The organism is Vagococcus entomophilus (assembly GCF_003987595.1).
Taxonomy (GTDB): Bacteria; Bacillota; Bacilli; order Lactobacillales; family Vagococcaceae; genus Vagococcus_E; species Vagococcus_E entomophilus.
On record NZ_NGJZ01000001.1, the window covers coordinates 495,478 to 520,214 of the forward strand.

Annotated in this window: 23 protein-coding genes, 1 pseudogene, 1 CRISPR repeat array and 1 riboswitch; of the genes and pseudogenes, 22 read left to right on the top strand and 2 right to left on the bottom strand. The window is 36.5% G+C overall.

Annotated elements, in window-relative coordinates; translation table 11 throughout:
• Positions 1-107: 107 nt before the first annotated feature.
• Positions 108-849: a CRISPR direct-repeat array (repeat unit 29 nt; unit sequence CTCTTAATCTAATATAGTGAAATGTAAAT).
• A gap of 342 nt (positions 850-1,191) precedes the next feature.
• The gene (locus CBF30_RS02250) at positions 1,192-2,184 is read left to right on the top strand and encodes a nucleoid-associated protein (RefSeq protein WP_170168910.1); all 993 of its coding nucleotides are present in this window, start codon (positions 1,192-1,194) and stop codon (positions 2,182-2,184) included.
• A gap of 177 nt (positions 2,185-2,361) precedes the next feature.
• A complete protein-coding gene (locus tag CBF30_RS02255; RefSeq protein ID WP_126822345.1) occupies positions 2,362-3,561 on the top strand; it encodes a multidrug efflux MFS transporter in 1,200 nt (399 codons plus the stop codon).
• Between the two features lie 15 nt (positions 3,562-3,576).
• Here the strand turns inward: CBF30_RS02255 and CBF30_RS02260 are convergent, their stop codons facing one another.
• Complete coding sequence (locus CBF30_RS02260) at positions 3,577-3,765, bottom strand: YjzD family protein (RefSeq protein ID WP_126822347.1); 189 nt, start codon at positions 3,763-3,765, stop codon at positions 3,577-3,579.
• A 162-nt stretch (positions 3,766-3,927) separates the two neighbouring features.
• Here CBF30_RS02260 and dnaE point away from each other — a divergent pair, with 162 nt between their 5' ends.
• From dnaE to CBF30_RS02325, 13 genes and pseudogenes are all read left to right on the top strand, one after another.
• Positions 3,928-7,251: a DNA polymerase III subunit alpha gene (gene dnaE / locus CBF30_RS02265; protein ID WP_126822349.1), complete on the top strand. Its 3,324-nt coding sequence runs from the start codon at positions 3,928-3,930 to the stop codon at positions 7,249-7,251.
• Positions 7,252-7,423: 172 nt separating this feature from the next.
• Positions 7,424-8,386: a 6-phosphofructokinase gene (gene pfkA, locus CBF30_RS02270; protein WP_126822351.1), complete on the top strand. Its 963-nt coding sequence runs from the start codon at positions 7,424-7,426 to the stop codon at positions 8,384-8,386.
• Positions 8,387-8,434: 48 nt separating this feature from the next.
• Positions 8,435-9,853, top strand: a pseudogene (gene pyk, locus CBF30_RS02275) (pyruvate kinase); the annotation flags it as partial.
• Between the two features lie 111 nt (positions 9,854-9,964).
• Complete coding sequence (locus CBF30_RS02280; protein WP_126823736.1) at positions 9,965-10,684, top strand: AzlC family ABC transporter permease; 720 nt, start codon at positions 9,965-9,967, stop codon at positions 10,682-10,684.
• On the top strand, positions 10,674-11,000 hold the full coding sequence (locus CBF30_RS02285; protein WP_126822355.1) for an AzlD domain-containing protein: 327 nt from the start codon (positions 10,674-10,676) through the stop codon (positions 10,998-11,000). Before CBF30_RS02280 ends, CBF30_RS02285 begins: the two co-directional genes overlap by 11 nt.
• 60 nt (positions 11,001-11,060) lie before the next feature.
• Positions 11,061-11,930, top strand: a complete 870-nt coding sequence (locus tag CBF30_RS02290) for a CvfB family protein (protein WP_126822357.1) — start codon at positions 11,061-11,063, stop codon at positions 11,928-11,930.
• Between the two features lie 98 nt (positions 11,931-12,028).
• The gene (fur, locus tag CBF30_RS02295) at positions 12,029-12,484 is read left to right on the top strand and encodes a ferric iron uptake transcriptional regulator (RefSeq protein WP_126822359.1); all 456 of its coding nucleotides are present in this window, start codon (positions 12,029-12,031) and stop codon (positions 12,482-12,484) included.
• 99 nt (positions 12,485-12,583) lie between these two features.
• Positions 12,584-13,474 carry a site-specific tyrosine recombinase XerD gene (gene xerD / locus CBF30_RS02300; protein ID WP_126822362.1) on the top strand — a complete coding sequence of 297 codons (891 nt, stop codon included), beginning with the start codon at positions 12,584-12,586 and terminating at the stop codon, positions 13,472-13,474.
• A 37-nt stretch (positions 13,475-13,511) separates the two neighbouring features.
• Positions 13,512-14,285 (top strand): segregation/condensation protein A, encoded by a 774-nt coding sequence (locus tag CBF30_RS02305; RefSeq protein ID WP_126822364.1) that lies wholly within the window; start codon positions 13,512-13,514, stop codon positions 14,283-14,285.
• Positions 14,286-14,288: 3 nt separating this feature from the next.
• The gene (scpB, locus tag CBF30_RS02310; protein ID WP_126822366.1) at positions 14,289-14,867 is read left to right on the top strand and encodes an SMC-Scp complex subunit ScpB; all 579 of its coding nucleotides are present in this window, start codon (positions 14,289-14,291) and stop codon (positions 14,865-14,867) included.
• 18 nt (positions 14,868-14,885) lie between these two features.
• Positions 14,886-15,608, top strand: a complete 723-nt coding sequence (locus CBF30_RS02315) for a pseudouridine synthase (RefSeq protein WP_126822368.1) — start codon at positions 14,886-14,888, stop codon at positions 15,606-15,608.
• 18 nt (positions 15,609-15,626) lie between these two features.
• Positions 15,627-16,319: a response regulator transcription factor gene (locus CBF30_RS02320; RefSeq protein ID WP_126822370.1), complete on the top strand. Its 693-nt coding sequence runs from the start codon at positions 15,627-15,629 to the stop codon at positions 16,317-16,319.
• Positions 16,320-16,378: 59 nt separating this feature from the next.
• Positions 16,379-16,511: riboswitch (FMN riboswitch) on the top strand.
• Between the two features lie 146 nt (positions 16,512-16,657).
• On the top strand, positions 16,658-17,236 hold the full coding sequence (locus CBF30_RS02325; protein ID WP_126822372.1) for an ECF transporter S component: 579 nt from the start codon (positions 16,658-16,660) through the stop codon (positions 17,234-17,236).
• 101 nt (positions 17,237-17,337) lie between these two features.
• Here CBF30_RS02325 and CBF30_RS02330 read toward each other — a convergent pair whose 3' ends face one another.
• A complete protein-coding gene (locus CBF30_RS02330; protein ID WP_126822374.1) occupies positions 17,338-17,541 on the bottom strand; it encodes a ferredoxin in 204 nt (67 codons plus the stop codon).
• 30 nt (positions 17,542-17,571) lie between these two features.
• Here CBF30_RS02330 and CBF30_RS02335 point away from each other — a divergent pair, with 30 nt between their 5' ends.
• From CBF30_RS02335 to CBF30_RS02365, 7 genes are all read left to right on the top strand, one after another.
• On the top strand, positions 17,572-18,609 hold the full coding sequence (locus tag CBF30_RS02335) for a helix-turn-helix domain-containing protein (RefSeq protein WP_126822376.1): 1,038 nt from the start codon (positions 17,572-17,574) through the stop codon (positions 18,607-18,609).
• 3 nt (positions 18,610-18,612) lie between these two features.
• Positions 18,613-20,046 (top strand): RecQ family ATP-dependent DNA helicase, encoded by a 1,434-nt coding sequence (locus CBF30_RS02340; protein WP_126822378.1) that lies wholly within the window; start codon positions 18,613-18,615, stop codon positions 20,044-20,046.
• A gap of 69 nt (positions 20,047-20,115) precedes the next feature.
• On the top strand, positions 20,116-20,667 hold the full coding sequence (locus tag CBF30_RS02345; RefSeq protein ID WP_126822380.1) for an SAG1386/EF1546 family surface-associated protein: 552 nt from the start codon (positions 20,116-20,118) through the stop codon (positions 20,665-20,667).
• 63 nt (positions 20,668-20,730) lie between these two features.
• A complete protein-coding gene (cmk, locus tag CBF30_RS02350) occupies positions 20,731-21,414 on the top strand; it encodes a (d)CMP kinase (protein WP_126822382.1) in 684 nt (227 codons plus the stop codon).
• Between the two features lie 79 nt (positions 21,415-21,493).
• Positions 21,494-22,681, top strand: a complete 1,188-nt coding sequence (rpsA, locus tag CBF30_RS02355; RefSeq protein WP_126822384.1) for a 30S ribosomal protein S1 — start codon at positions 21,494-21,496, stop codon at positions 22,679-22,681.
• A gap of 218 nt (positions 22,682-22,899) precedes the next feature.
• Positions 22,900-24,210, top strand: a complete 1,311-nt coding sequence (der, locus tag CBF30_RS02360) for a ribosome biogenesis GTPase Der (RefSeq protein ID WP_126822386.1) — start codon at positions 22,900-22,902, stop codon at positions 24,208-24,210.
• Positions 24,211-24,454: 244 nt separating this feature from the next.
• A complete protein-coding gene (locus CBF30_RS02365; RefSeq protein ID WP_126822388.1) occupies positions 24,455-24,730 on the top strand; it encodes an HU family DNA-binding protein in 276 nt (91 codons plus the stop codon).
• Positions 24,731-24,737 lie beyond the last annotated feature (7 nt).

The window sequence follows — 24,737 nt, forward strand, 5'->3', positions numbered from 1 at the left end:
TTTAAGAAGAAAAGTATGCTAAACTAGGCAGGAAAAGGGAAGCTCAAGATGAGGTCGACAATTTTATAGCATCCGTCCTTGTTCGATCAAGCGTTACGACACACAGACTCTTAATCTAATATAGTGAAATGTAAATTTGAATTCTGTTGCATTTTTATCTGCATCCCCTGACCTCTTAATCTAATATAGTGAAATGTAAATAAGCAATTTTCTGAATCTACTTCAAACCGTATTCTCCTCTTAATCTAATATAGTGAAATGTAAATCCAGTAACAATGGTTTGATTCAAAGTTCTATAGAAACTCTTAATCTAATATAGTGAAATGTAAATTAGAAAAACTAACCGAAAGAGTAGATAAATTAGAATCTCTTAATCTAATATAGTGAAATGTAAATTTTTTATGTAAGTCTTAAGAAACTCATACGTAGCAACTCTTAATCTAATATAGTGAAATGTAAATTATCTTCATTTCCATCGAAAAATATGTTGATTGACTCTCTTAATCTAATATAGTGAAATGTAAATTCTTCGTTGCGCAAAGTTAATATCTGTAACCAGTCCCTCTTAATCTAATATAGTGAAATGTAAATGATTGTAGAGTGTTAGCTCTTCTAGCATTGCAATTCTCTCTTAATCTAATATAGTGAAATGTAAATGCTTCGTCGTACACCTGTTCTGACATGTTTTCTAACTCTTAATCTAATATAGTGAAATGTAAATAAGTTAAAAGGTTCAAGAATGCCTACTCTTCGCAGCTCTTAATCTAATATAGTGAAATGTAAATACGATACAAACAGAAGATATTCATCATGAAATTGGCTCTTAATCTAATATAGTGAAATGTAAATTTTATAAAAATACGATTTTTTTTAGTTGTAAGTGCAGTTTTAGTGTTGGATAGATTTAGAGGAATTTTTATCACACAATTCAGCACAAATTATTGTGAGACTAGCTTTATTTTATAGTGGAAAATATCCATGAATGCCTGTCTTATCCTTTTTAATTAGATAAAGATGCTTAGAAAATAATTCGTACTATCAAACAACAACCTTCATTCCCACCACTGCAATAGCAGTGGTGGTTTTTTTGTTCAAAAAAAATTTAAAGCGCTATTAAGGAGCACATAGAGAAAAAATCGAGTATAATAAGCAGGGTATTTTCAAATGAAGAAACAAAGTGAGGATGATAAAATGTTAAAAATTACTAAAGCAATTTTGCATATTTTGGATTCAGATTCGGATTCGCTGCTATGTGGTCAAGTTGAATTAGACGCTCAAGACTACGCGATTCGGACCTATCTTGAATCTGTTGAAAAAAGAATTGAAAAATTAGATCCGAAAGTTGGCAAACTAGACCCGGCATCGGATATTGTCAAAGTATTGTCTTCTAGTGAACTCAACTTTATTGAACAGACGAGCGAAATTGCTCAACTTTTTTTTCAGTTAACTCGTGCTATTGAAGAGGCGCCTAGCGGTGATTTGCTTTGTTTTGAGGCAGAAAAAATGGAAGAAAAATATTTTGGCTTTGTGAAGTTGAACTATAAGCCTCAATATACACATTATGTAGACTACGTTGACGATAAAATGAGCAATAACATTATTTTAAATAAAGCTATATTCCCAGGATTAACACAGAAGCTAGATGAGTTTCTACTGATCTCGTATGATGACTTTTCTTTTGAACTTGTTGAAAAGAAATATGTAGTGGATGGAGAAAAAATTGACTATATTTCAGAAAAAATGTTGCAAACTATTCCAACACCTACAGTAACGGAAAATATTTCAATTATGAAAAAAGCCATAAAAAAAGTAGCAGATAAATACAACGAAGAAAAATTTGTCAGCATGTCAAATGTTCAAGAAGCAGTGTATGAAAGTATTGAAGCAGAAGGGGTGATCAGCAAAGAGCTTGTTGCTGATAAAGTGTTTGAAGACAACCATTCAGCTAAACAAGAATACTTAGAAATAATGGAGCAAACACGTTTTGACGAAAAAGCACCTGTGAATGTACCAAAGTATGAGAAAAAATATCGTAATCAAAAGCTAAAATTGGCTAATGGAATCGAAATGTCAATTCCTTTAGACGTTTATAAAAATAAAGAGTTGATTGAGTTTATCAATAATCCAGATGGCACTATTTCTGTTATGATTAAAAATGTCGATGAGATTGTGAACAAATTTTAACACTTTTTTGATTAAACGGAGCAGCCACTCAGCTTTTTTCTATGGCTTTCCTATCTTAAGTAAATTCAGCTTATTTCTTTGATAGATAAATTCTCTAAAGATAAAAGGGAAAATAAGAGTAAAATTTTGTGATTTCGTGTACAATGGAATAATGTATTTCAAATTGGAGCGGATAAAATGAAGATTAACTGGAAGAAAAACTTGTACATTACATGGATTGGATGTTTTCTAACAGGAGCGAGTATTAGTTTGGTCATGCCCTTTATTCCGATTTATGTGGAACAATTGGGTGCACCTAAAAATAAGATTGAACTTTATTCTGGTCTTGCAATTAGCTTGACGGCACTTTCTGCAGGGATTGTCGCCCCTATTTGGGGAAAATTAGCGGATCAGAAGGGCAGAAAAATGATGATGATTCGAGCGGCTTCTGGGATGACGATTACGATGGGGGCGCTAGCATTTGTGCCAAATGTTTTTTACCTATTAGTATTTAGACTGTTAAATGGTGTCCTTGCTGGCTATATTCCGAATGCAACAGCAATGATTTCGTCACAGGTACCTAGAGAAAAAAGTGGTTGGGCGCTTGGAACCCTTGCAACAGGAGGGGTTGCCGGGAGTCTGATTGGTCCCCTAATGGGCGGCGTTTTAGCAGAAGCATTTGGCATCAAAAATGTATTTTTAATTACTAGCGCCATGCTACTATTGACAACGATATTGACTATATTTTTTGTCAAAGAAGACTTTTTACCGGTTCAAAAAGAAAATATGATTGATACAAAAGAAATTTTCAAACGAATGAGTCGTCCAGGAATGATTTTAGGTTTATTTGTGACAACGATGATTTTGCAAGTCAGTATCACAAGTATTAGCCCAATCTTAACTCTTTACATTCGAGAATTGAGTGGAAAGAGTAATGGGACACTTCTTATCAGTGGCATTATTGTGTCTTGCGCGGGTATTTCTGCATTCATTTCTGCGCCGATTTTGGGGCGAATAGGAGATAAGATTGGGAATGAGCGGATTTTGCTAGGTGGGTTAGTGGTTTCCTTACTTTGTTTATTTCCAATGGCATTTGTACAATCCACTTTTCAATTAGGAGTTTTGCGTTTCTTGTTAGGTTTTTCAACAGGTGCGCTGATGCCGTCGATTAATTCGATTATTAGTAAGAGAACACCTCGTGAGGGGATTAGCCGCGTGTTTAGTTTTAATCAAATGGCGACGAACTTTGGTCAAGTGTTAGGACCTTTGATTGGGTCCTCGATTGCTTCTTATTCGGGCTATCGCTTTGTATTCATTGGTACGGCGTGTTTGGTTGTTCTAAATATTATTTTATCAACAATCAATTTTCGTGGTTTGTTACAAAATAAAAAGAGCTGATTAACTCAGCTCTTTTTATTTTGTAACAGTTTGTTTTTTTGTTGGTCTTGCCACTAAGCCTATAGCCGCAATAATGCATCCTGTGATCAAGGAAACAATAGTTGCTTGTGCAAAGTTATAGCTTGCACCGTTCAATGCTCCACCAATGTAAGCTGCAACATTTCCTAAAATAAAAGCCCAAAAAACGACTACGAGATAACGCATTAAGCCACACCTCTTTTCCACTATATTTTAGCATAAATAACTAAAATGTAAAGAAATGAAATAAAAAACAAGTGGAACATTCGTTCGTTTTTTTCGTTACAAGATTGGGTTTCATGGTATAATAAAATGGAAACTTTCAGTAGATGAAAAGGAGCGTTGAAAATGAGTATCGCACAACTACATATTATGACCTCTTACTCTTTGCTTAAAAGTACAATCCGTATTGAAGAGGTCGTACAAAAAGCAAAAAAAGAAGGCTACTCAGCGCTGGCAATTACAGATTTAAATGTGATGCATGGTGCAATTGAATTTTATGAATCTTGTAAAAATGCAGGAATTCATCCCATCATTGGTTTGACATTGGAATATAGTGGGAACCAAGAGTCTACAGAAAAGTACCGTGTGTTACTCTTAGCCAAAAATATTCGAGGCTATCAAAACTTAATGGAAATCTCTACGTTAAAGATGAAGAACCAAGAAAATCAAGGAGATAGACTAGAAGTTTATGCCTCTTTTTTAAAAGATTTATTCGTTGTTTTGCCTGAAAAAGAAAGTGAAATTGGTTCTTTTCATAAGGAGGATCAAGAACAAGCTAATTCATTGATGATGCAACTGAAAGAGTGGGTTGAACCGCACTCTTTGTTTGCAGGGATTACATTTAATGGGCAGGATCAAGCAAGTTGGCTTGGATTTTGTGACACACACGATATTCCGCTAGTCGCACTTCAAGAAGTTCATTATCTCGATCCAGAGGATGATTTTTCCTACCAAGTAATCAGAAATATTGAGCTTGGGACTAAAATTTCTTTAGAAAAGCAACCGCTAAAAGGTCCCTTTTATTTGCCCTCAATCAAAGAAATGGATGCTTTTTATGCAGAAGATTCTTTACACAACGCTCTGAAAAATACAGGGTACATTGCCAAACAGTGTCAAGTAGAGATCCCTTTGCACCAAACTTTATTGCCACACTATGAAGTACCTAATGGAGAAAGTGCAGCTTTGTATTTACGACGTCTTTGTCATGAAAAAATGACGAATAAAATCGAGCATATATCAGATGTTTATAAAGAACGCCTTGAAATGGAATTAGCAGTTATTCACGAAATGGGGTTTGATGATTATTTTCTAATCGTATGGGATGTAATGGATTTTGCTCATCGAAAAAAAATTGTGACCGGTGCAGGACGTGGTTCTGCTGCTGGTTCGCTTGTGTCTTATGTATTGTCTATTACAGAGGTTGATCCTATTGCCTATAATTTGTTGTTTGAACGTTTTTTAAATAAAGAACGCTACACGATGCCAGATATTGATTTGGATATTCCAGACAATCGACGTGAAGAGGTACTGCAGTATGTACTGGAAAAATATGGGCGGAATCATGTTGCCCAAATTGCTACTTTTGGCACGATGGCGGCAAAGATGGCACTTAGAGATGTTGCTAGAGTCTTTGGCTTGTCTCAAAGTGAAGCAACACTTTGGTCTAAGGCAATTCCAAATAAGCTAAAAATAAGCTTGAAGCAAGCGTACGAAGAGTCAAAAGTGTTAAAAAAACTTGTGGCTGAGTCAGCTCGGAATCAACGTTTATTTGAGACCGCAGTAAAATTAGAAGGATTGCCACGACATGTTTCGACTCATGCGGCTGGGGTTGTCATTAGTGATGAGAATCTCACACATTTAGTCCCACTGCAGGAAGGGTCAAACGGAATCTTGCTCACTCAATTCACGATGGGCGATGTTGAGCGTATAGGCTTGTTAAAGATGGATTTTTTAGGGTTGCGCAATCTATCTATCATGGACGACGCTCTACGTCATATTTTACGGATTTACAAAAAAGAAATTCATTTAGGCAAGATTCCACTAGATGACCAAAAAACTTTGAACTTATTTCAACGCGGAGAAACAACAGGAGTTTTTCAATTTGAGTCAAGTGGAATTCGCAATGTGTTACGCCGTTTAGGACCAACTTCAATCGAGGACATATCAGCAGTGAATGCGTTATATAGGCCAGGACCAATGGATAATATCACAACGTTTATTAATCGAAAAAAAGGATTGGAACCTGTGAGTTACCCCGAGGAAAGTTTAAAACCAATCTTAGAAGTAACCTATGGCATTATTGTGTATCAGGAGCAAATCATGCAAGTAGCATCAAAGATGGCTGGGTACTCTTTGGGTCAAGCAGACATTTTAAGAAGAGCGATCAGTAAAAAGAAAAAAGAAATTCTAGATGAACAACGAGCAAATTTTGTTAGAGGGTCTAAAGAAAAAGGCTACTCTGATGATAGTGCAAATCAAGTATATGATTATATTGAGCGATTTGCTAATTACGGCTTTAACCGATCGCATGCAGTTGCCTATTCTTTTATTGGCTATCAAATGGCCTATTTAAAAGTTCATTATCCTGCTCCATTTTTTGCGGCACTGCTCCATTCTGTTTCGCATAATGCGAGTAAAGTTCGAGAATATTGTGCGGAAGCCAAGAAATTTGGGATTGAAATAAAAGGATTAGATATTAATAAGAGTGAGTACAGCTTTTTTCTAAATAAGTCGAAAATTTTATTTGGTTTGAGTATTGTTAAGGGAATTCGGCGAGATTTTATTAAGGACATTTTATCAGAACGTAAACAAAATGGTTTTTACAAATCGTTAGAGGATTTCTTAATGAGAGTGGATAAAAAGTGGTTGAAACAAGATTATCTCATTCCTCTGATCATGGTTGGGGCATTTGATTCACTACAAAGCAATCGCAAACAGTTAGTTACTGATTTGAATGGCTTACTTGAAAATATTGTGTTAACAGGTGGAAGTGCAAGTCTTCTAGATATACTTAGTTTAAAAAAGGAAAAGACAGTAGACTATACGGTTGCGGAAAAACTAGCAAAAGAAGAGGAATACGCAGGGATGTATCTCTCTGGACATCCAGTAGAAGAATACCAAACATTAGCAGGTTTATACGATACGGTTACGACCGAGCAATTAGAAGTGGGTGCAAAAGCTTACTTGTTTGTTTATAGCAAAAGCATTCGAGTTATTCGGACAAAAAAGGGAGAAGCTATGGCTTTTTTGACTGGCAGTGATGTAAGTGGGGAAGTTTCACTCACTATTTTTCCAAGATTATACCGAGCGATTCGGAGTCAACTCAAAGAAAATGAAGTCTATTTGGTTTGTGGGAAAATAGAAAAAAGCAACTACAATCAAGAAATTCAGCTACTAGTTGAAGAGATGACCGAAGCACAAGTACTTCAAAAGCAATTGAACGAAAAAAGGTGTTACTTGCGTATTACATTTGAGCATGATAGCATTACGGTGCAAAATGAGTTAAAAAAAATCATTAAAAAACATCCAGGAAAAACCCCAGTTGTTTTATTTAATGAAAAAAGTAAGAAAAGAAGTGTATTAAAGCCAGAATTTTGGATTTGCGCTGAAGCGGATGTTTTTAAGGAGCTTGCAGCTATTATTGGGGAAGATAATGTAGTGATTCGGTAGTAGAAGTCATGAAAAAAAATGGTTTTCAATTTTTTTTCATGATTTTTATGATTTTCAAAGACATTTTAGAATAAAAATGGTAAAATGGTTTCGGAGTTTAAGTGGGACATCACTTAGTAACTTTTAGTTTTGTAATCACTTATAAGAATACAATATACGAGGTGGAAATGCTATGAAGCGAATCGCTATTTTAACAAGCGGTGGAGATGCTCCAGGAATGAACGCAGCAATCAGAGCCGTAACACGGAAAGCTATCTTTGATGGGATGGAAGTGTACGGGATTAACTATGGTTTTGCTGGACTAGTTGCTGGGGATATCCGTAAATTAGATGTTGCCGATGTTGGTGATAAAATCCAACGTGGTGGAACATTCTTGTATTCAGCACGATATCCTGAGTTTGCTACTGCAGAGGGGCAACTAAAAGGGATTGAGCAATTGAAAAAATTTGGTATCGAAGGATTGGTTGTAATTGGTGGGGATGGTTCTTACCAAGGTGCCCTTGCTTTGACCAAACGTGGTTTTCCAGCAGTGGGACTTCCAGGAACAATTGATAATGATATTCCTGGTACTGATTTTACAATTGGTTTTGATACAGCGATTAATACAGTATTAGAGTCAATTGATAGAATTCGTGATACTGCAACATCCCATGTACGTACTTTTATCATTGAAGTGATGGGACGCGGTGCAGGAGATATTGCTTTGTGGGCCGGTGTTGCTGGTGGTGCAGATGATATTATTATCCCAGAACATGATTTTGATATGCAAGAAGTTGCTGATCGTATTCGTGTAGGTCGCGACCGTGGTAAGAAACATTGTTTAATTGTTCTTGCTGAAGGGGTTATGGGCGGCAATGATTTTGCAGATAAATTAGCAGAACATGGTGACTTCCATGCGCGAGTTAGTGTACTAGGCCACGTAGTTCGTGGTGGCTCACCGACTGCAAGAGACCGTGTTCTTGCAAGTAAATTTGGTGGACATGCTGTTGAGTTGTTAAAAGAAGGAAAAGGTGGTTTATGTGTGGGAATTCGTGAAAACGAAATTGTTGCCACAGATATTATTGATACTCTAGAGAATCAAAAACATCATCCAGACCTTTCTTTATATACATTGAACCAAGAACTATCGTTTTAGTAGTTCGAATTTGTTGTTAAATAAAAAAGAATATAGGAGCGCTTTATAATGAAAAAAACAAAAATTATTTGTACGATTGGACCAGCAAGTGAATCAGTAGAAACTTTAGTTGAATTGATTAACTCAGGATTAAACGTATGCCGTTTGAACTTCTCACATGGAGATTTTGAAGAACATGGTAACCGTATTAAAAATATTCGTGAAGCAATCAAGATTACTGGAAAACGTGTTGCGTTACTATTAGATACAAAAGGACCAGAAATTCGTACACATGATATGAAAGATGGCAAAGTTGATTTCAAAATTGGTGATGTAGTTCGCATTGCAATGACCGAAGTTGCAGGAACTCGTGAAAAATTCTCTGTTACATACCCAGAATTAATTAACGACGTTCATGTTGGTTCACATATTCTTTTAGATGATGGATTAATTGACTTAGAAGTAAGTGAAATTGATAAAGCAGCAAATGAACTTGTTGTGGTTGTTCAAAATGAAGGAACACTAAAAAACAAAAAAGGTGTTAACGTGCCTAACGTATCTGTTAAATTACCTGGTATCACTGAAAAAGATGCTGCTGATATCCGCTTTGGGATTGAACATGATATTGACTTCATTGCGGCAAGCTTTGTCCGTCGTGCAAGTGATGTTTTAGATATTAGAAAAATTTTGGCTGAAAAAGATGCTACACATATCCAAATTATTCCAAAAATTGAAAACCAAGAAGGTATCGATAACATTGATGAAATCTTAGAAGTATCTGATGGTTTGATGGTTGCACGTGGAGACATGGGTGTAGAAATCCCAACTGAAAATGTGCCAATCGTACAAAAACAATTAATCAAAAAATGTAATGAATTAGGTAAACCAGTTGTAACAGCAACTCAAATGCTTGACTCAATGCAACGTAACCCACGTCCAACTCGTGCAGAAGCATCTGACGTGGCAAATGCAATTTTTGATGGTACAGACGCAATCATGTTATCTGGTGAAACAGCTGCAGGGGATTACCCAGTAGAAGCTGTTAAAACAATGGCTCGTATTGCTGAATACACAGAAAAAGCAATTGAAGAACAAGACGCTTTCGCTGAAAAATTATACACAAACACTGATACAACAGAAGCAATCGGACAATCAGTTGGACATACAGCACGTAACTTAGGTGTTAACACTATCGTTGCTGCGACTGCATCTGGCCGTACAGCTCGTATGATCTCTAAATACCGTCCAAAAGCAAATATTCTTGCAGTTACTTTCTCTGAAAGACAAGCACGTAGTTTAGCTTTATCTTGGGGAGTTTACCCAACTGTTGCAGAAAAACCAGCTTCTACTGATGAAATGTTTGCATTAGCTACATCATCATCTAAAGAGTTAGGCTTTACAAAAGATGGCGATTTAATTATCATCACAGCAGGTGTTCCAGTTGGAACTAAAGGTACAACAAACTTGATGAAAATTCAAACTGTTGGAGAATAATTTTTTCTAAAATTATTTTTTGAACGCGAACAACATAGTACTGGAGAAAAAATCATGATGATTTTTTCTCCAGTTTTTTCTAATTTAAATAGCAGAGGTGAAAAAATGAAGAATCATGAGTATTCATTAGGGTATCAAACATTTCGTGAAGGATTCGTAGCTTGTTTGCCAACTATTTTAGGTTATGCAGGAATTGGGATTGCAGCTGGAGTTGTTGGGAAAAATTCTGGACTATCTGTTTTCGAGATTGCTTTACTGTCAACTTTGGTATATGCAGGGAGTTCTCAATTTATTATTTGTGGAATGCTTGCTTTGTCAACTCCGCTATCAGCCATTGTCTTTACAACGTTTTTGGTAAATTTACGACATTTCTTAATGAGCATGTCTGTTGCACAATATTTCAAAAAAGAATCCTTGCTGCGCTCCATCTCTATTGGTTCTTTACTTACAGATGAGTCTTATGGAGTTTTGACTACAGCAATCCAACAAGAGAAAAAATTGTCCTTTCCTTGGGTGAGTGGCTTGAATATCACAGCGTATTTAGCGTGGATTTTATCGACCATTCTAGGTGGGATTATTGGAAATTGGCTGCCTAATCCAAAGGCATTCGGGCTGGATTTTGCATTGAGTGCGATGTTTATTGGGTTGATTGTGTTGCAAATTGAGTATCCACTTAAAAAGAGAATGAAACAAACACTAACGATATTACTTACGGTATGTATCAGTTTGTATAGTTTCATGACGGTTTTGTCCGTTGAAGTAAGTGTCTTAATTGCTACCTTATGTGGGTGTTCGATGGGGGTGTATTTGAAAGATGACAATTAAGTATTCGACCCTGATTGTAATTATTTGTTGCGCAGCTGTGACGCTCGTACCACGAATTCTTCCGTTTATTTTTAGTAAGAAAATGAGCTTTCCCAAAAAACTCAACGATTTTTTGTCTTTTTTACCGATGTGCATTTTGACAGCTCTTTTTGTCAGTGGTTTATTCGAGCAAAAAGTCGGACAATTCGCACAATTTAATGTTCAAAATGTTTTGGCAAGTCTTCCCACCTTGTTGGTTGCCTTTCGAACGAAAAATTTAGTTTTAACTGTTCTTGTGGGATTAGCAACAATGGCGATTATTCGCGCTTTTTTATAATATTTTTCTCTGTACTTTTATGCTATAATGAAAGGACTATATAGAACAGAGGAGAAATAAATGAATCAATTAATTGGGACGGTATTTACTGGATTAGTAACGGATGAAAATGAGAAAGCCTATTTTGTTCAAAAAAATGGGTGGACATTTAAATTGAATAAAGAAGAAGGAGAACATCATCTTGGTGAAGCAGTTGAGGGCTTTGGTTATCACAACTTAAATCAAGATTTGATTTTTACTACAAAGCTCCCAAAAATTTTACAAGGGAAATATGATTTTGGTGAAGTAATGGCTATCAGACGTGATTTAGGCGTTTTTGTGGACATTGGGCTTCCAGATAAAGAAGTGGTCGTTTCAATGGATGAACTACCTGAGATGAGAGAGTTATGGCCCAAAAAAGGGGATCAATTACTCGTGACATTGCGTATTGACGATAAAGAACGTATGTGGGGAGTCTTAGCCGAGGAACACGAGTTTAAAGTGAGAAGTCGGAAAGCAAACATTCAAACGATGAAAAATAAAAATGTGACAGGCATTGCATATCGTCTTAAATTGGTTGGGACATATGTGTTGACGGATGACTTTTATTTAGGGTTTATTCATCCCTCAGAGCGTGATCAAGAGCCTCGATTAGGGCAAAAAATTGAGGGAAGAGTCATTGGTGTGAATCAAGAAGGAGTTTTAAATCTTTCGCTTAAACCAAGAGCGCATGAAGTAATATCAGATGATGCGTTGATGTTGTTGACATTTTTAGATAAGGCTGAGAATCACCGGTTGCCTTATACAGATAAATCAGCCCCAGATGAAATCCAAAAACAATTTGCGATTAGCAAAGGGCAGTTCAAAAGAGCGGTAGGCTCCTTGATGAAACAAAGACTAGTGGAGCAAAAGGATGGTTGGCTAATTCGTAAAGCAGAACACTCTAATTGAGAATGGTTGCAAAAGTAAGGATCTTAATTTATAATGAATACAAATAAGTAGATGAACTTTATTTTGTTTATTAGAATGAGTATAAAAGGGGTTATCTAATGGAAATCCAAGTAATGTTAACGAAAATTAGGAAACAACTCCATGATTCTGGGTACAAATTGACCCCACAAAGAGAAGCGACTGTTCTTGTTTTGTTAGAGAATGAAAAAGAGCATTTATCTGCTGAGGAAGTCTATATGTTTGTTAAACAAAAAAATCGAGACATTGGTTTAGCTACTGTTTATCGTACGCTTGAAATGTTGACAGATTTAAAAATTGTAGACAAAATTAGCTTTAATGATGGCCTATCAAGATATGATTTGAGAAAAGAAGGAGCAAAGCATTTCCATCATCATTTACTTTGTTTGGAATGCGGTGCTATAGAAGAGGTTGAAGAGGATTTGCTTGGTGAAGTAGAAAATACGGTGGAGCTGAAATACCACTTTTTGGTAAAAGACCATCGGCTAACTTTTCATGGAATTTGTGAAAAGTGTCAGAAAAAAGGCAAGCGGTAAAACTTACGAATTTTCGTAAGTTTTTTTCGTTTTCTAATAGAAACTTTTCTAGATTACTGGTATGATAATATTTGATATCAAAAAGAGAGGTGAGTGTGGATGGATGACACAGTGGATGAGTATCTTCATTTTTTAAAAGTAGAACGCGGACTCTCTAAAAATACCATTCAAAGTTATAGACGTGATCTTTCACAGTATCTCGACTTTTTGAAAAATAGTGAAATAAGTGCTTGGGACCGAGTCGATCGGTATGTTGTTTTAAATTTTCTTCAATGCTTAAAAGAAGAAGGGAAGTCCTCTGCCACCATTATTCGGATGGTATCTGCGCTTAGAAAGTTCCATCAATTTTTAAGACAAGAAAGAATCACAGAAAATGATCCAATGCAGCATGTAGACACTCCTAAAAAAGGTCAAAAATTACCCAAAATATTATCCGTTGAAGAAGTGGAAACCTTGATTGAAACTCCAGATACCACAACAATATTAGGAATTAGAGATCGAGCGATTTTGGAAGTGATGTACGCTACAGGATTACGTGTCTCGGAGTTGATTTCTTTAAAGCTCTCTGATTTGCATCTTTCTTTAGGATTGATTCAAACGATAGGAAAAGGGGATAAAGAGAGAATTATTCCACTGGGAGATTTAGCCATCAAGTGGATTGAAAAGTATTTGAATGAAAGCCGAAGCAGTTTGTCTTATCACAAAGAACCGCAACCTTTTTTATTTTTAAATCATCATGGGCGTGGGCTTACAAGACAAGGAATTTGGAAGAATTTGCGTCAAATTGTCAAAGATGCAGGAATTGATAAAGAGGTTACTCCTCATACTTTACGGCACAGTTTTGCCACGCATCTTTTGGAAAATGGAGCTGACTTGCGTGTTGTTCAAGAGCTGCTCGGTCATGCAGATATTTCAACCACACAGATTTATACACATATAACGAAACAGAGAATGGCGGATGTTTATAAAGAATATTTCCCAAGAGCGTAAAATAAAATGGAATTGTAGATAGAAAGTGGGAAGTTGCTTGGATGAACTAAATGTAAAATTAGAAGTTTTCGAGGGGCCACTCGATTTATTACTACATTTAATTAAGACGTTAGAAATTGATATTTATGATATTCCAATTGCAGACATCACGTCACAGTATATGGCCTATATCCATACCATGAGCGTATTAAGATTAGATGTAGCAGGCGAATATATTGTAATGGCAGCAACACTTATGTCAATTAAAAGTAAACTGCTACTTCCAAAAAAAGAAATTGAATTTGAAGAAGATTCACAGGAGTTGTTGGAAGAAGAAGACCCTCGTGATGCGCTCGTTTCGCAACTATTAGAGTATCGGAAATATAAATATGCTGCGGGAGTATTCAAAGAAAAAGAGCAAGAAAGAGGACTTTATTTTACAAAAGAAGCGAGCGATTTGGATGAATACAAGGAAGAAGAAGTTGGCTTAGAGCCAAATCAGGTGACGATGATCGAGCTGTTTTTAGCATTTCATGATGTTTTAGAGCGGAAAAAAGAGCAACAAGTGAAAGAAACGACGATCCAGACTGATGAGGAAACAATCGAAGAAAAAATGAGCAGCATTCGCTCTGCTTTGACCGCAGCCTCAATAAAAAAATCAGGGTTAGCTTTCACAACGCTTTTTCAAAGCTATACAAGAAACGAGATTGTAACGACATTTATTGCCTTATTAGAGCTGATGAAGTCTGGTGAGGTGTGTGCCAAGCAAGAACATAATTACCAGCCGATATACCTTTTTTCGGCAGAAAATGTACCAGAAGAACAGGAGTAAAAGATGAGTGTAACAGCGAAAATAGAAGCGCTCTTATTTGTTGTAGGAGACCAAGGAATTTCTTTAGAGGAATTAGCTTATGTCACCGGGGAATCAACAGCGAGAGTATATGATGAAATTGAGAAGTTAAAGCAAAAATATCTGATTGATCAAGAATCAGCGTTTTGTATTTTAGAAGCCGGAAATCACTTTCTGTTGACGACGAAAACGGAATGCGCAGCTGTCTTAAAAGAATTTGCCAAATCCCCTCTTTCAAACAAATTGTCACAAGCTGCTTTGGAAACCTTATCGATTATTGCGTATAAACAGCCAATCACTCGAATTGAAGTGGATGAAATACGGGGAGTTCAATCATCAGGAGCCGTTCAGAAGCTATTAAATCGACAATTAATTGAAGAAAAAGGACGGGTAGATGGTCCTGGTCGCGCCATTTTATATGGCACGACAGATTACTTTATGGATTATTTTGCACTGAAAAGTTTAGAAGAATTACCTGATATTCAACAGATAGAAGAAGACTTTGAGACAGAAGTCCCAAGTGATTTGTTTTATGATCGCTTTAAAGAAGAGCTAGAAGAATAAAAAATAGGGAGCTAAACAATGGAAAGACTACAGAAAGTTATTGCCCAAAGTGGCGTTGCTTCAAGAAGAAAAGCAGAAGCTTTGATTGCATCAGGTCACGTGACCGTAAATAGTAAATTAGTAACAGAAATGGGCGTAAAGGTCTCAGCTAAGGATGTAATCGAAGTAGATGGTGTTCCTTTAACACAAGAAAGCTTTGTCTATTATTTATTTTACAAACCTAGAGGGGTTATCTCAGCAGTTAAAGATGATAAAAAGCGTAAAGTTGTGACAGATTATTTTACTGATGTTCCAGAAAGGATTTATCCAGTTGGACGCTTAGATTATGATACCTCAGGATTGTTACTACTAACAAATGATGGAGATTTCTCACAAAAATTGACACACCCAAAGCACGAATTAGAAAAAACGTATGTTGCAAAAGTGACAGGAATTGCGACAAACACAACGCTTAAACCACTAAGGAATGGTGTGAAAATTGAAGGCAGGAAAACAGCACCAGCCAAGTTTAAAGTCCTATCAGCCGACATAGCAACAAAAAAAAGCATTGTAGAACTAACGATTCATGAAGGTCGAAATCATCAGGTGAAAAAAATGTTAGAAGCGGTAGGCTTACCTGTTGAAAAACTAAAACGGGAGCTTTATGGTAACTTAGATTTAAAAGGTCTTAATCCAGGAACGTATCGGCAGCTTTCAAAAAAAGAAGTCAGTAGCTTGCTGCAATTAAGCAAAGAAGTATAGGATAAAGGAGGAAAAGAAATGGCGAATAAATTCTCTATATTAATCGTAGAAGAAGAACAGCGCCTTTCTTTTTTGTTAGCACAAGAATTGGAGCGAGCGGGTTACGATACTACATGTACAAGTAATCTAGAAGATGGATTAGCTCTCTTTAAAACTCAAAGTTTTCAGCTTGTTATTGGAGAAGTTGCACTAGCAGGTACGCCCAAATATGCTTGCTTGACAGAAATTCAGGCCATTTCCATTGTGCCAGTCGTACTTTTGATAGAAAAGCCACGAGAAAGTGAGCGAATTCAGGCGTTTGAGCAGGGCGTGGATGACTTGATAGAAAAACCTTTTAATATTCAAGAACTGAAATTGCGTGTGAAAAGACTTTTGTATTATTATTATGAATTGCCAAATTCTGCGCTTACAGGCGAAGAGGACCAACTGAGGTTAGATGAAAAAAACAAGCGCTTGTATATTGAAGGCAAGTTTGTCCGTCTATCTGCCATTGAATTTTCGTTGATGCATTACTTCATGCAATTCCCTGACCGAATCATTACAAGAGAGGAATTACTTCAAGAAGTATGGCACTATGAGTATGGTGGTCAGATTCGAACGGTTGATGCTCAGGTAAGACGGCTACGAAAAAAAATTGAAGGGTACTCGGTGGACGCGGCAAAGGCAATCAAAACAATCCGTAGTCAGGGGTATTTGTATCAAAGCGAGTAAATAATTTGCCTTGCCAGCGATTTTTGTGCTAGAATACATTTGTAGAAAAATATACTAAGGTTCGTCTTCAGGGGCAGGGTGCAATTCCCGACCGGTGGTGATAGTCCACGACCTGCTTTACTTTTAGGAGTGAGGTGGCTGAATTGGTGAAATTCCAATACCGACAGTACAGTCTGGATAAAGAAGATAGGGCTTATTTGAGTGAACATTCAGATGAGACTATACAAACTTTCATGCCCTGCACGTTTTATGACTTGCAAGCATGAAAGTTTTTTGTTTTAGCTAAATAATCACTGACTAAGCACCAAGAAGATGACTCCTTAATTGGAGGAAGAAAAATGAAGTATGTAAATGTCAAAAAAATGGTTGTATTCTCAATGCTTGCCGCACTTAGTTATGCGCTAGTAACGTTAGGCTTTCCATTATTACCCAATTTTCCATTTCTGAAGTTAGATTTTGGTGATATTCCCGTGTTAATTGGGACGTTCATCTATGGAATTGGTGGAGGTGTTAGTGTAGCGTTTATCAGATCCTTGCTACATTTTGTCATAACAGGAGCGGGGATGTTAAATCTGGTAGGGGATTTTGCGAGCTTTCTGGCAACTGTTCTTTATCTAATCCCGATTCATATGATTTACCAAAGAAAAAAAGGGAAGAAGAATGCATTTCTAGGTGTAATTATAGCGACTGTGTTTTTAACGATCTTTATGACGATTGCCAATTACTTCGTATTAACACCACTGTATGTTAAGCTCCTCGGATTTAGTTATGGTATTCCGATGAAACAAGTTATGATAACGGGAATTATTCCATTTAATCTAATTAAAGGTCTTGCTGTCGGTGGAATTTATGTAGTTGTTCAGCAAAAAATGTTAGTTTGGTTGTCTTCCAAACTTTATCAAAATAAAAAAATATGATGATATAAAAAAAGCGTAAGTTCTTGATATAACTGAAAAAGTCAGAAAAATTATTGACTTTTTCAGTTGAAGAACATACGCTTTTGGTGTAATACAAACAATCATTCCATTAAAATTGCTCGTGTGGGACATTTTTTGTAGGCAGTTGTAACCCCTGATTGTAGTTTTTCAGTTACTTCTTGATGGAGGGAATCGGTGTGAATAAAGCGAACAATCCCATCATCAGTATAATCGAAAACCTCAGGAGCAGCTAACTGACAGAGTCCACAAGCAATGCATTTTTCGGGAATAATGGTACATTTCATAAAATCAACTCCTAGATTGCGAGGTATATAATGAACTTTGATGATAATTATATTTTATCTTTATTTCGGCATGGATACAAGGTAAGGTGGACAACTTTGCTTCATTTGCTACAAGGAAAGAAAACAGCTTCTATTTTATCATATGGAGCGTTGTATGGATATTTGCCTTTATACGGTGTACTTCCGCAGCTAAAAAAGCAAGAGTTAATCAAGCAATTAAGACATCTAGAAAAAGAAAAACTTCTGTGTGTGGAGGATTCTTTCGTTCAAATTTGTTCTCAATTTCCTTTACCAATCGAGCTTCAAGAGCAGTTTGTTTTTCCTCATATTTCTGGACTTGAGTGTGCAAAAGAAGCGCCTTTATTTTGGAATAGAGCCCTTTTCGCCACGCAAGTTTTATCAGAATTGACGCATCACAATAATCAATATCGCCCACTAGAAACTCAATTTTTAATTCAACAAAAATTAAAAGCGTGGCTGAAAATAAAGCCCTATACCTTAGATGAAAAAAGTCAATTGTTGTACCAAGAATGGTTGAAATTTATCAACCATCATTTGAACAAAAAAGAAGCTGAGTTTCTGGTTGATCATTTTAGTGGCTATCAAAAAGTGGGACGAACACAACAGCAGTTTCAGATGAGTACACTGCAGTACCATTTAATCGTGACGGATATCCAACATTTATTTTTTAAGAAAATTGCACAAAATGAGGGTGATTATCCTTTGCTTCATTCATTGATGCGTTATTTTCAATTAAATAATGGTCTTCAAACTATTGATGAAAGTGTTATTTTATTTCAAAGTGGCAGACAGATTGCAGAAATTGCACGGGCCAAAAAAATTAAAGTGAACACAGTCAAAGATCACCTGCTTGAATATGGTTGTTGTGACAAAAACTTTGATTTTTCAGAGCTACTACCTCATGCAAAAAAAGCTACTTTTGAAGAATTCGAAAAGCATCATCGAGATATTAGACTATGGGATTATCGACAATTGCAACAATTTGATTCGACTCTAGATTATTATGATTGGCGCTTTTATCAATTAATGAGAATTCGGGGGCAATAAAATATGGAAATGGAAGAAATACTGTATCGAAAATTTGGATACCAAGAATTTAAAGATGGACAAAAAGAAACTATTCAGCATATTTTATCTAGGCACCATACGATTGCCATATTACCTACAGGGACAGGTAAATCACTGTGTTACCAATTTCCAAGCTATTTACTTGAGGGGCAAACGCTGATTATATCGCCACTTGTCTCTCTAATGGAAGATCAAGTAGCCCACTTGCAACAGATGGGAGAAAAAGAGGCTGTTGCACTAAATAGTTTACTTAGCTTTGAAGAAAAAAACTATCTGCTGAATCATCTAAAACAATTTAAATTTATTTTTCTTAGTCCAGAAATGCTGGAACAAACAGCGGTTCAAGAGAAGCTTCAAACATTAGAAATTGGTCTATTTGTAGTCGATGAAGCCCATTGTATTTCACAATGGGGCGTTGATTTTAGACCTGAATACAGTCAGCTAAAAAAGGTGAGAAAAACGCTTCAAAATCCCCTGACCCTCGCTTTGACAGCTACAGCAACTCCAGAAGTTTTAGCAGATATCAAGGGAAAGTTATTAGCAGAAGACGAACAGATTGCAACTGTAATCAAATCAGTGAATCGGCCTAATATTTATTATGCGGTCGAAAAAAATGCTGATAAGCTAAGGTACATCATTGACTTTGTTGAAAAATTTGCTGGGCCAGGGCTGATTTATTTTTCAAGTAAGAAAAAAGCAGAAGCAATCAGTGAACAGCTTCTTTTAAATACGGATAAAAAAGTCGCTTTTTATCATGGTGATATGAGTTCCCAAGATAGAATCAGCATTCAAACTCAGTTTATACAAGGAAATTTAGATTTACTCTGTGCAACTAGTGCGTTTGGAATGGGAATCAACAAAAAAGATATCCGCTACATTATTCATTATCATTTACCTGGTAGCGTGGAAGCTTATTTACAGGAAACTGGAAGAGCTGGAAGAGATGGGGAAAAGAGTCAAACGATATTATTATATGAAAAAGGCGACGAATGGATTCACTATCGTCTGCAAGAAACATTAGCACGACAAATCGAAGAGATCCAGTTGTATCTTTCCTATCCAAAAAAGAAGCAAAAAATTTTTCAACAAAATTTAGATCAAACACAACAAAAATGGTTAGAAAACGAACAAGAAGATAGTGGGGATTTCGTTCAACATTTAGAAATGAAATTACAGGAAAAAAGAAAAAGTGTGGCGGATATGTTATCTTACATCGAAGAAAAAAAATGTCGTAGGGATTTTCTGTTAGCATATTTTGGTGAGCAAAAAAAACAAGAAGACCAACAGAAGCATTCCTTTTGTTGTGATTGTTGCACAGAAGTGCCGGAGTGCTTTCCGCTAAGTGACAATAATGAGAATAAAGTAAAGGAGTTACCTACAACATGGGAAGAAGAATTAAAAAAACTATTCTTTTAGAGAAATTTAAGGACATGCCTTCAATAAATATGGTAAAATAATAAGAAATAGAGCTAAGGAGGATTCTTTGTGAGTAAAGACAAAAAAACAAAAGAGCCATGGGAACAACCCATTTATGAATCAGATGAGGAATCTGCAAATTCTCGTTCTGCAAAAAGAGGGGGGAAAAAAGGCGACGGTATTTTTAACACAGTCCTAATTATTTTAATTTTATTAGTTATCGCAGTACCGACCGGCCTATGGTATTATGCAACTCATGGGGACAATAATTTAAATAACCCAACTGAAAGTCAGGCTGTTGAGTCTACTACTTCTTCCAAAAAAGTAGCAGCAAGTTCTTCCGCAACAACGACTTCATCTTCTAGTGAGACGACAGAATCTACAACGACGACTACGACTGTAGCACCAGAAGCTACTACCACTACAAGTGAGCAAACGGTAGAGTCCACTACACAAACAACAGCTGCTGACAACACTGCTTCAGGTTCCTACACAGTAAAAGCAGGAGATAATCTGTATCGAATTGCTGTTAATCATGGGATGACACTAGATGAACTGAAAGCATTAAACGGAATCTCTGATAACAGTATTTCGGTTGGTCAAACGTTAAAAGTGAAATAAAGTGAAAAGCTATCTTTTGGTAGCTTTTTTTCAAGTGAATGAATGGGATGTGTAGAAAAAGAAATGGTAGAAAAGCTTAAGATTGCAATTGATGGGCCTGCCTCTGCTGGTAAAAGTACGGTGGCTAAAATATTAGCTAAAAAATTAAACTATATTTATTGTGATACTGGGGCTATGTATCGTACCTTAACTTATATGGCTTTAAAGGAAAACGCAATTTCTGATGAGAATCATTTAGTCAAATTATTAGATCAAGCAAAGATTACTTTTGAGCAGAGAGTTGACGGGCAACATGTTTTTTTAAACAATCAAGATGTAACTGAAGTGATTAGACAAACTGATGTCACGAATAACGTTTCCGCTGTTTCAGCTTTTCCAAAAGTAAGAGAAGAATTAGTGAAAAGACAACAAGAGATTGCAAAAGAAGGCGCCATTGTCATGGACGGTCGAGATATTGGAACGGCTGTTTTACCACTTGCAGAAGTCAAATTTTTTTTAGTTGCAAGTGTTGAGGAACGAGCAATGCGCCGCTATAAAGAAAATCTATCAAAAAATATTGAGACCAATTTTGAGACGTTAAAACAAGAGATTGAGCGCAGAGATTATCTGGATACCACAAGAAAAGTCTCACCGTTGACTCAGGCAAAAGATGCCAAGCTGATCGATACGACAGGGCTTAATATTCAAGAAGTAGTAGTAAAAATGCTAGAATATATCCAAAGTTTATCAGTACTAAAGCAAAAGTAGATCTTTAGGCTGGAAAATATACGATATTTTAGGTATGATAAGAATGAAAAGAATTTGTCGCTGAGGGGGAAACTATGTTATGTCAGATTTAAATGAAAATATTAGCAAAGAAATGTTAGAAGCAATGAACAGTGTTCAAGAAGTGGCCATCGGTGATACTGTGAGCGGGGAAGTCCTTGCAATTGATGATGGCAAACAACTAATCGTAGGAATTCAAGGTGCCGGTGTTGAAGGCGTTGTACCTTTTAAAGAGTTATCTGCTTTTCCAGTAGAAAATATCGAAGATGTTGCAAAAGTTGGGGATGTACTAGATTTAGTCGTGATTGCCCCCATTAAAGATAAAGAAAACGGCAGTTACTTACTGTCAAAACGACGTTTAGATGCTAAAAAAGTTTGGGAACAAATCGAAGCAGACTTTAAAGCGGATAAAATTGTAGAAGCACCTGTTACAGGTGTGGTAAAAGGCGGGTTAGTTGTAGATTTGGGTGTCCGAGGTTTTGTACCTGCTTCTATGGTTGCGGAACGTTTTGTAGATGATTTTTCTAGCTACAAAGGACAAACCTTGACGTTTAAAATTGTTGAAATTGAACCTTCTGAAAATCGTTTGATTTTATCGCGTAAAGCAGTTCTTCAAGCCGAAAAAGAAGCAGCTGAAAAAGAAATTTTTGGTAAACTTCAAGCTGGAGAGGTTGTAGAAGGGACCGTCGCACGTTTGACAAACTTTGGTGCATTTATTGATCTTGGTGGCGTAGATGGACTCGTTCATATCTCGGAAATTTCACACGCACATGTTGCAAAACCAGAGGATGTTTTAGCGGTTGGTGATAAAGTAAGCGTGAAAGTCTTATCGGTTGACGAAGAGAAACATCGCATTTCTCTATCAATTAAAGAAACAGTGCCTGGACCTTGGACAGATATTGAAGAAAAAGCGGGTGTTGGAACAGTTCTAGCAGGGACAGTCAAACGCCTGACTGACTTTGGCGCTTTCGTTGAAATTTACCCTGGTGTCGAAGGACTTGTTCACATCTCTCAAATTTCGCACAAACATGTAGCAACACCTCATGAAGTGCTAAAAGAAGGCGAAGAAGTTCAAGTGAAAGTTTTGGAAGTCCATCCAGAAGAACACCGTATTGGATTAAGTATCAAAGCCTTACAAGAAAAGATTGAGCCTCAAAAAGAAACAGAAGAATCCTTTGAGTTACCCGAAGAAAACACTGGTTTTACACTAGGGGATCTCTTAGGTAAGTCAGATTCTAATGAAGAATAAAATTGTTTTTTAGAAATTAAACAATAATAAGTGACGAAGGGTAAGCTATCTGGATAAAAGATGTTTGTTCATCTTTTAAATTCATGCTTGCACTTTGTCACTTTTTTGGCAGTAAAGTAAGAAAATAACGGGAAACGTTCTGATTGTACTTGCCTTAGTACCTATTATTAAGGTAAACTACTATGGGATTGAAAGAATAGAAGGAGGTATTTGTATATATGGCAAATCCGACAATTGCAATTGTAGGTCGACCAAACGTAGGGAAATCCACATTATTTAACCGTATTGCTGGTGAAAGAATCTCTATTGTTGAAGATGTTCCTGGTGTGACTCGTGATAGAATTTATGCAACGGGTGAATGGTTAGGAAGAGAGTTCAACATTATTGATACTGGTGGAATCGACTTAGGTAACGAGCCTTTTATGGAGCAAATAAAGTATCAAGCAGAAATAGCGATTGAAGAAGCAGATGTGATTATTCTTGTGTCAAGCGGAAGAGAAGGCGTGACAGATGCAGATGAGATGGTGGCACGAATTCTTTATAAGAGTAAAAAACCTGTTTTACTAGCAGTTAATAAAGTGGACAATCCAGAAATGAGAAATGATATTTACGAATTTTATGCTTTGGGCTTAGGGGATCCGTACCCGGTTTCAAGTAGTCATGGGATTGGTTTAGGAGATTTATTAGATGAAGCGGTCAAACAATTTTCTACGGATATGGAAGAAGAAGACGATGGAACGATTAAATTTAGTTTGATTGGTCGTCCAAATGTAGGAAAATCTTCCTTAATCAATGCATTACTGGGAGAAGAACGTGTGATTGTCTCAGATGTTGCAGGGACTACCCGTGATGCAATCGATACGCACTTTACTTCTCCAGATGGGCAACCTTTTGTCATGATTGACACAGCAGGTATGAGAAAACGTGGAAAAGTATACGAATCAACTGAAAAGTATAGCGTGATGCGTGCGATGCGTGCGATTGATCGTTCTGATGTGGTGCTGATGGTTCTTAATGCAGAAGAAGGAATTCGGGAATATGATAAACGGATTGCTGGTTTTGCTCATGAGGCAGGTAAAGGAATGATTATTGTTGTCAATAAATGGGATACGCTTGAAAAAGAAACGAATACCATGCGTGATTTTGAACAGAAAATTCGCGATGAGTTCCGTTATTTAGATTATGCCCCAATTATTTTTGTATCTGCTAAAACGAAGCAGCGACTAAATCAGCTACCAGAGTTAATTGAAAAGGTGAGCATGAATCAAAATCTTCGCGTTCCATCTTCTTTATTAAATGATGTCATAATGGATGCAGTAGCACTCAACCCAACACCAACGGATAAAGGGAAACGCTTGAAAATATTTTATGCCACTCAAGTAGCAGTGAAGCCTCCTGCTTTTGTTATTTTTGTCAACGAGGAAGAAATGATGCACTTTTCTTATGCCAGATTCTTAGAGAATCAAATCCGCAAAGCGTTCACTTTCGAGGGAACACCTATTCGTATTATGCCACGAAGAAGAAAGTGAAAACGGTATTTTACCATAGTTGATATCGTATTGCAATATGATAGGTATAATGAACGAAAAAACTTCAATTTTATGAAAAAAAACCGTAAAATCCTTGCCATTAAAGCATTCGTATGATATCTTGAATATATAAATATTGAACGATTCAATATTTAAAATGTCGTTTTTGGACCACTCAAAAACGATCACCTGAATGATGTTAAATAAGCATCCATTCTCTATTTGGAGGAGGTGAAATGGTAACATGGCAAACAAAGCTGAATTAATCGATAGCGTTGCAACTTCAACAGGTTTAACTAAAAAAGATGCAACTGCCGCTGTTGACGCTGTTTTTTCAACAATCCAAGATTCTCTTGCAAAAGGAGAAAAAGTTCAATTGATTGGATTTGGTAACTTTGAAGTTCGTGAACGTGCTGCACGTAAAGGACGTAACCCACAAACAGGTGCAGAAATTAAAATTCCTGCAAGCAAAGTACCTGCGTTCAAAGCTGGTAAAGCGTTAAAAGATGCTGTTAAATAAAACAGAA

Bases quoted from the DNA above. Each gene is read 5' to 3' on its own strand.
- CBF30_RS02250 (WP_170168910.1), top strand. From the start codon at position 1,192: ATGTTAAAAATTACTAAAGCAATTTTGCATATTTTGGATTCAGATTCG.
- CBF30_RS02255 (WP_126822345.1), top strand. From the start codon at position 2,362: ATGAAGATTAACTGGAAGAAAAACTTGTACATTACATGGATTGGATGT.
- CBF30_RS02260 (WP_126822347.1), bottom strand. From the start codon at position 3,765: ATGCGTTATCTCGTAGTCGTTTTTTGGGCTTTTATTTTAGGAAATGTT.
- dnaE (WP_126822349.1), top strand. From the start codon at position 3,928: ATGAGTATCGCACAACTACATATTATGACCTCTTACTCTTTGCTTAAA.
- pfkA (WP_126822351.1), top strand. From the start codon at position 7,424: ATGAAGCGAATCGCTATTTTAACAAGCGGTGGAGATGCTCCAGGAATG.
- CBF30_RS02280 (WP_126823736.1), top strand. From the start codon at position 9,965: ATGAAGAATCATGAGTATTCATTAGGGTATCAAACATTTCGTGAAGGA.
- CBF30_RS02285 (WP_126822355.1), top strand. From the start codon at position 10,674: ATGACAATTAAGTATTCGACCCTGATTGTAATTATTTGTTGCGCAGCT.
- CBF30_RS02290 (WP_126822357.1), top strand. From the start codon at position 11,061: ATGAATCAATTAATTGGGACGGTATTTACTGGATTAGTAACGGATGAA.
- fur (WP_126822359.1), top strand. From the start codon at position 12,029: ATGGAAATCCAAGTAATGTTAACGAAAATTAGGAAACAACTCCATGAT.
- xerD (WP_126822362.1), top strand. From the start codon at position 12,584: ATGGATGACACAGTGGATGAGTATCTTCATTTTTTAAAAGTAGAACGC.
- scpB (WP_126822366.1), top strand. From the start codon at position 14,289: ATGAGTGTAACAGCGAAAATAGAAGCGCTCTTATTTGTTGTAGGAGAC.
- CBF30_RS02315 (WP_126822368.1), top strand. From the start codon at position 14,886: ATGGAAAGACTACAGAAAGTTATTGCCCAAAGTGGCGTTGCTTCAAGA.
- CBF30_RS02320 (WP_126822370.1), top strand. From the start codon at position 15,627: ATGGCGAATAAATTCTCTATATTAATCGTAGAAGAAGAACAGCGCCTT.
- CBF30_RS02325 (WP_126822372.1), top strand. From the start codon at position 16,658: ATGAAGTATGTAAATGTCAAAAAAATGGTTGTATTCTCAATGCTTGCC.
- CBF30_RS02330 (WP_126822374.1), bottom strand. From the start codon at position 17,541: ATGAAATGTACCATTATTCCCGAAAAATGCATTGCTTGTGGACTCTGT.
- CBF30_RS02335 (WP_126822376.1), top strand. From the start codon at position 17,572: ATGAACTTTGATGATAATTATATTTTATCTTTATTTCGGCATGGATAC.
- CBF30_RS02340 (WP_126822378.1), top strand. From the start codon at position 18,613: ATGGAAATGGAAGAAATACTGTATCGAAAATTTGGATACCAAGAATTT.
- cmk (WP_126822382.1), top strand. From the start codon at position 20,731: ATGGTAGAAAAGCTTAAGATTGCAATTGATGGGCCTGCCTCTGCTGGT.
- rpsA (WP_126822384.1), top strand. From the start codon at position 21,494: ATGTCAGATTTAAATGAAAATATTAGCAAAGAAATGTTAGAAGCAATG.
- der (WP_126822386.1), top strand. From the start codon at position 22,900: ATGGCAAATCCGACAATTGCAATTGTAGGTCGACCAAACGTAGGGAAA.
- CBF30_RS02365 (WP_126822388.1), top strand. From the start codon at position 24,455: ATGGCAAACAAAGCTGAATTAATCGATAGCGTTGCAACTTCAACAGGT.